We start from the raw sequence: 835 nt of genomic DNA, 5'->3' as shown, positions 1-835 counted from the left end.
GATAAGAGACAGGTAGGGGACGGTGTCGTGGGCCAGCGCGGTGACCACCGGCTGGCCCTGCGGCGGGCGGGGGGTGATGGAGGGGCCCTTGACGCTGAAGAACCTGCCCCGGAAGTCGATGTAGTGCAGCTTGTCGCGGTCGATGAAGCGGCCGGTGGCCACGTCCCGGATCTCCGCGTCGTCCTCCCAGCTGTCCCACAGGCGGCGCACCACCTCGACGTAGTCGGCGGCCTCGTCGAAGAGGTCGGTCAGCACCTGGTGGGCGGACGGGCTGTCGTAGGACTCGACGCGCGGGATGGTGCGGCGGCCGAAGTGGGCGGCTTCGTTCGGGCGGACGGAGATCTGCACACGTACGCCGGCGCGGCCGGTGCTGACGTAGTCGAGGGTGGCGATCGCCTTGGAGATGTGGAACGGCTCGGTGTGCGTGGCCACCACTGCCGGGACCAGGCCTATGTGCCGGGTCAGCGGGGCGACGCGGGAGGCGACGAGGACGGCGTCGAGACGGCCGCGGACCTGGTCGGTGCGTTCGTCCGGGTCCAGGAAGTGGGAGGACTGGAGGCCGAGGCCGTCCTCGATGGTCACGAAGTCGAGCAGTCCTCGCTCGGCCTCGGTGACGAGGCCGGCCCAGTATCCGGCGGTGAACAGGTCCCGGGGCCGGGCCACCGGCTCGCGCCAGGAAGCGGGATGCCAGCCGGTGCCGTCCAGGGCGACGGCGAGGTGCAGAGAGGACGAAGAAGAGGGAGAGGGAGCTGCGGACACGGGTGGGTGCCTTCCTGTGGGTCCGTGACGGGAACGCCGGCCTTCCGGGTGGCGGGAGGCGGCAGTGGTGGGGGAA

Annotated in this window: 1 protein-coding gene; it reads right to left on the bottom strand. The window is 71.0% G+C overall.

Annotated elements, in window-relative coordinates; genetic code table 11:
- Positions 1 to 759: LLM class flavin-dependent oxidoreductase (locus tag CCN35_RS27240; protein WP_143631892.1), on the bottom strand; the 759-nt coding region annotated here is incomplete at its 3' end.
- Positions 760 to 835 lie beyond the last annotated feature (76 nt).

The sequence above is a fragment of the Streptomyces thermovulgaris genome (genome assembly GCF_002155915.1).
GTDB lineage: Bacteria > Actinomycetota > Actinomycetes > Streptomycetales > Streptomycetaceae > Streptomyces > Streptomyces thermovulgaris.
Note: the sequence above shows the minus strand (reverse complement) of the source record. Positions and strands in the feature narration are given on the sequence as shown.